Source organism: Caulobacter sp. CCH9-E1, from assembly GCF_001556515.1.
GTDB lineage: Bacteria > Pseudomonadota > Alphaproteobacteria > Caulobacterales > Caulobacteraceae > Caulobacter.
In genome coordinates this window covers 1-4,566 of the sequence record NZ_LSJA01000162.1, presented here as the reverse complement: position 1 = coordinate 4,566, position 4,566 = coordinate 1, and the positions used below count along the sequence as shown (strand labels likewise).

Annotated in this window: 3 protein-coding genes and 1 pseudogene; 1 reads left to right on the top strand and 3 read right to left on the bottom strand. The window is 71.6% G+C overall.

The window, feature by feature from the left end; genetic code table 11:
• Nucleotides 1-570, top strand: a pseudogene (locus AX690_RS10265) (peptidase M20); the annotation flags it as partial.
• A gap of 143 nt (nt 571-713) precedes the next feature.
• Here AX690_RS10265 and AX690_RS10260 read toward each other — a convergent pair.
• The 3 genes from AX690_RS10260 to AX690_RS10250 form a co-directional block, all read right to left on the bottom strand.
• Nucleotides 714-2,582: an AMP-binding protein gene (locus tag AX690_RS10260; protein WP_066681691.1), complete on the bottom strand. Its 1,869-nt coding sequence runs from the start codon at nt 2,580-2,582 to the stop codon at nt 714-716.
• 88 nt (nt 2,583-2,670) lie between these two features.
• Nucleotides 2,671-2,886 (bottom strand): hypothetical protein, encoded by a 216-nt coding sequence (locus tag AX690_RS10255; protein WP_082769605.1) that lies wholly within the window; start codon nt 2,884-2,886, stop codon nt 2,671-2,673.
• Between the two features lie 94 nt (nt 2,887-2,980).
• The gene (locus AX690_RS10250) at nt 2,981-4,516 is read right to left on the bottom strand and encodes a class I SAM-dependent methyltransferase (RefSeq protein WP_066681697.1); all 1,536 of its coding nucleotides are present in this window, start codon (nt 4,514-4,516) and stop codon (nt 2,981-2,983) included.
• Nucleotides 4,517-4,566 lie beyond the last annotated feature (50 nt).

The window sequence follows — 4,566 nt, the reverse complement described above, 5'->3', positions numbered from 1 at the left end:
GCCCCCACCGGCGCCCTGCACCTCGCCGACCTCTCGACCGGCAAGGCCTGGCGCATCGCCGAGCATCCGCGCCTCGACGCCTGGACCAAGCTCGCCCTACCCGACGACGGCGGCGGCCGGCCCGTCCAGCAGAAGCTGGCGCCGTTCTGGTTGAAGCCCGCCTGGATGTCGGAGACCCGCGCCGTACCGGTCGAGGTTCCGCAGCTGTCGATCGACCGCGCCGAGAATCGCCTGCTGGTCCGGCTGATCCCCGCGCCCGGCGCCGAGACGGTCAGGCTACGCCTCAAGCCCAGCGGCCCGCTCAGCCAGCCGCGCCTTAACGGCCGCCCGGTCAGCCTGAAGATGGAGGCCGGCCAGTGGTCGAGCCTGACCTATCACGCCCCCGATCCCAACGGCGTCACACTGAGCTTCACGACCCAGGGGCCCGGCCAGGTCGAGGTCGCGGCTCTGGAGTATCACGACGGCTGGCCGGCCCTGGCCAAGGCCCCACCGCCCAAGCCTCCCGGCCTGATGGCCTTCGGCCTGTCGGACAAGACGGCGGTGCTGGTGCGCGGTCAGATGAGCTGGTGACCCCGATAACCGACCTCCCCGGCGAATGCCGGGGCCCAGATGGCAAGATGTTGAAGTGGCTCTATAAGCGCCGCGCTCGTCCAATCAGCCTCGGCGCTCTGAGATCTGGGTCCCGGCATTCGCCGGGAAAATCGGTTCCAAAATCAGACCGCGAACACCCCCTCGCCCGGCTCCTTGTCGTAGAGGGCCGCCACACGGTCGGCGCGGCGCTCCAGCGTCGCGCGCTGGTTCACGTAGCCCTTGTCGGTGATCTCGCCGGCGTCGATCGAGGGCGGCTCGGTCAGGATCGTGAAGCGGGCCACGCGCCGCGAGGAGCCGCCCGCCCCGGCGTTGAAGGCGGCGAAGCGCTCGCGCAGGATGGCCGCCAGCTTCTCCAGGGGCGTCCCCGGTCCCGGATCGGCGACCAGCGCCGCCAGGCCCGCCGGCGAGGGCCACAGCATCGCGCCGATGAACGGCTTGTCCTGGCCGGTGATCACCGCGTCGTGGATGTAGGGGCTGCAGGCGGCGACGAGGTCGGGCCGCAGCACGCCGACGCTGACCCAGGTGCCGGTGTCCAGCTTGAAGTCCTCGGTCACCCGGCCATCGAAGACGAGGCCCTTGGCCGGGTCTTCCGGATCGACGAAACGCGCGGCGTCGCCGAGGCGATAGAAGCCCTCCTCGTCGAAGGCGGCCGCCGTCTTCTCCGGGTCCTTGTGATAGCCGGCGGCCACGGTCGGCCCCTTGACCCGCACCTCGTATTTCGAGCCGCTGGGCGCGAGCTTCAGCTGGATGCCCGGCAGGGGAAGTCCGACCAATCCGACCCGCTCGGTGACCCAGTGGGTGACGGTGACGCCTTGGGTCTCGGTCGCGCCGTACATGGTGGTCAGCGGGATGCGGTGGCCCGTCTCGGCCACGGCCAGGGCCTGGATCCGCTCGTAGACGTCGTTCGAGAGGGTCGCGCCGCCATAGCCCATGTAGCGCAGGTTCTTGAAGAACGACCGCCGCAGGGTCGGGTCCTTCTCCATCGCCTCGGCCAGCATCGAGAACGCGATCGGGGCCGAGCCGAAGACGACCGGCGAGACCTCGTAGAGGTTCTTGATCGTCGTCTCGAACAGACCCGGCAGCGGCTTGCCCTCGTCGATGTGCAGGGTGCCGCCGCCCCAGATCACCGCGTTGAAGCCGATGTTGCCCGCCGAGATGTGGCTCCAGGGCATCCACTCCAGGCTCTGGGGGACCTCGTCGGTCGCCGGCTCCTCGGCGCGCAGGCCTTCCTGGCCGGCGATGACGCCCGCCATCATGCCGTGGGTCTGGGGCACGGCCTTGGGCAGGCCGGTCGAGCCGGAGGTGAACAGGTACTTGGCCACGGTCGCGCGGCCCACGCCCTCCAGCGCCGCCTTCAGCGCCGGGGTCGGCGTCGTCGCCGCCACGCTGGCGTAGGGGATAGCCCCCTCGCCCGTCCCGTCGGCCGTGACGACCAGCAGGGTCGGATCCAGGGCCTTCAGGGTCTCGATCGCCTTGGCGAACATCGCCCCGCTCTGGGCGAAGACGACGCGCGGCGCCACGCGCTCGAAACAGTGCTTCAGTTTGGCGTGGTCGGTCGAGATCAGGCTGTAGGCCGGGCTGACCGGCGCGGCCGGGACGCCGGCGGCGTAGGCGCCCAGGGTCATCAGGGCGTGCTCGATCGAATTGCTCGACAGGATCATGACGCTGTCGGCCGGGGTCAGGCCCTGGTCCAGCAGCCATTGGCCGATCCCCTCGACCTGGCGCAGGGCCTCGCCGTAGCTCACCTGCCGCCAAGGGCCGTGGTTCGGCTCGCGCTGTTTCAGGTACGGCCGCTCGGGATGCTCGCCCGCCTTCTGCGCGAACAGGTGCGCGATCGAGCGCGGCCCCTCGCCGGGCGCGTGGTTCGAGGTGATGACGATCGAGCCGTCGGCCCGGCGCTCGACGCTGACGTCGGGGCCCTTCATCGGCAGCGGCTTGAACGGAGCGGAGGAAGGCTCGCGCACGGGCGAGCCGCCGTCGGGCGGCGTCATGGTTTCACTCCCTCATCTTATCGTTGTTCTGTTGACGGTGAGCCCAAACCGGCCGCGCGGCAAGGCTGACGTCAGGGAAGTGAGCGGCTCAGGCCTTTCGCCGGGCCCGGCGGGCCGCCTTGGCCGCGGTTTCGGCGGAGGAGACCTGCTGGGCGAAGGTTTCGAGGCAGACCCCGAACCGCTCGCCGCAGGCGCAGTCGATCACCGGCAGGAACCGCACCGCCTCGATCGTCGCGCGGGCGGCGGCGCCGCAGCGCGGACAGGGGAACTCAAGCTCAACGCCACCAACGTCCAGGCCCGCCATGCCGGTCCCTCCGCCGAGTCCGCCTCCGAATCCCCAGGAGACGCCCCACGATGGCAGGCCCCGCGCCCCTCGTCCCTGCGACCTTCTGTCCAGTTCAGGCGATGCCGAGACCCCGCCAGCACGGCAGCACGGTGTCGGCGAAGGCGACCGCCTGGGCCTGCAGCGCCGCCTGGGCCGCCTCGCCCTGCAGGGGCGCGCCGCCGGCGACCAGCGCCTGGCCCTGGTCCGCGAGGGTCCGGGCCGCGAAAGCCGCCCACTCGGCCGGTCCGCCGCCGTCCCGCTCGCGCGCCAGCCAGAACAGCTGGTGGAAGCGCTGAACGGTGATCGCGCCGCCGGTCACGGGCGAGGCCAGGAAGCCCAGGTTCGTCGCCTCGGCCGCTCGCCGCGCCAGCTCCAGGTTCAGGGCCCGCGCCGTCCCGGCCCCGCGCGCCGCGCTCTCCGCACTCTGCGCCGAGGCGACCACGCCCTGGGCCATCAGCAGGGCCAGGGCCGTCGTCAGCTGAGGGAAGGCCGTCCCCCCGGGCGCGGCGGCCTCCAGCTCGCCGATCGGGCGGGGCTGGCCGTCGCCCAGGGTCTCGAGGATCGCGTCGTACAGCGGCCCGCCCAGGGCGACCTCGGCGAAGGTCCCCCGCGCCTTCTCCAGCGGCTGGCCGGCGGGCCGGGCCAGGACCACGCGCTGGTCGCGCAGGGCTCGGCGCTGATCGGCGGGCGCCAGGGGCGAGAGCCCGCGCAGCCAGTAGTCGCGGCGGAACTGGGCCTGGACGGCGAAGTCGCGGAAGGTCTCGCGCAGCGACGGATCGGGCAGCTCGCGCAGGAAGCCGGCCATGCCCGGCGAGACGTTCAGCTCCTCGACCTGGTCGGGCATGTAGGCCGAGGTCGCGAACGACAGCTTGGCGCCCGACAGCCGCGCCTCGACGTCGGCGAACCACATCGGATGCCAGTCGCGGTTCATGTACTCGTGGACCATATAGGCGCGGTCCTGCTTCAGCAGGCCCTCCAGGCGGTCGATCACGCCCGGATTGAGCCGCGAATAGACCGGGTCCTCGGCGAAGAAGCGCTGCATGGTCAGCAGGGCCGCGTCCAGGTTGGCGGCGGGGCCCAGGCCCGGCGCGCCCAGCGTCTCGGCGTGGCGCTTCATCAGGTGGCGCAGCGGCCCGGCCATCGCCCAGCCCGGCTGGGTGTTGTACGAGATGTAGACGAGGCCGCCGGGCTTCAGCTTGCGGCGCAGGAACGCGACGATCTTCTCGCGCGCCGCGTCATTCACCCAGCTCCACACGCCGTGTAGGGCCACGAAGTCGAACTCCGGCAGGCCCGGCCGCTCGGCGAACTCGTCGAAGGCGTCGTCGAAGAAGTGGGCCCTCGCCCCGCTGGCCGCCGCCAGGTCGCGGGCGAACACCGCCTGGGCCGGGGCGAAGTCGCAGCCCCACCAGTCGATATCGGCTTGCGTGGCCGCATGCAGCGCCGCCGAACAGCCCTGGCCGAAACCCAACTCGCAGGCCGTCTGGATCTTCGGCGCCCGCAGCCCCTTCAGCAGCAGCGGAAAGGCCGAGCGGACCGGGTTCAGCTCCGGATAGGCGCCGTAGGTGTAGCCCGTCTCGACCACATAGCCGGCGCTCCAGTCCTCGTTCATCCGTGCTCTCCCCGTGTCGGCCCACGGCTGTCTCTTATACACATCTCCGA

Excerpts from the sequence above, each read along its gene's own strand:
- AX690_RS10260 (WP_066681691.1), bottom strand. The coding sequence starts at position 2,582 with ATGACGCCGCCCGACGGCGGCTCGCCCGTGCGCGAGCCTTCCTCCGCT.
- AX690_RS10255 (WP_082769605.1), bottom strand. The coding sequence starts at position 2,886 with ATGGCGGGCCTGGACGTTGGTGGCGTTGAGCTTGAGTTCCCCTGTCCG.
- AX690_RS10250 (WP_066681697.1), bottom strand. The coding sequence starts at position 4,516 with ATGAACGAGGACTGGAGCGCCGGCTATGTGGTCGAGACGGGCTACACC.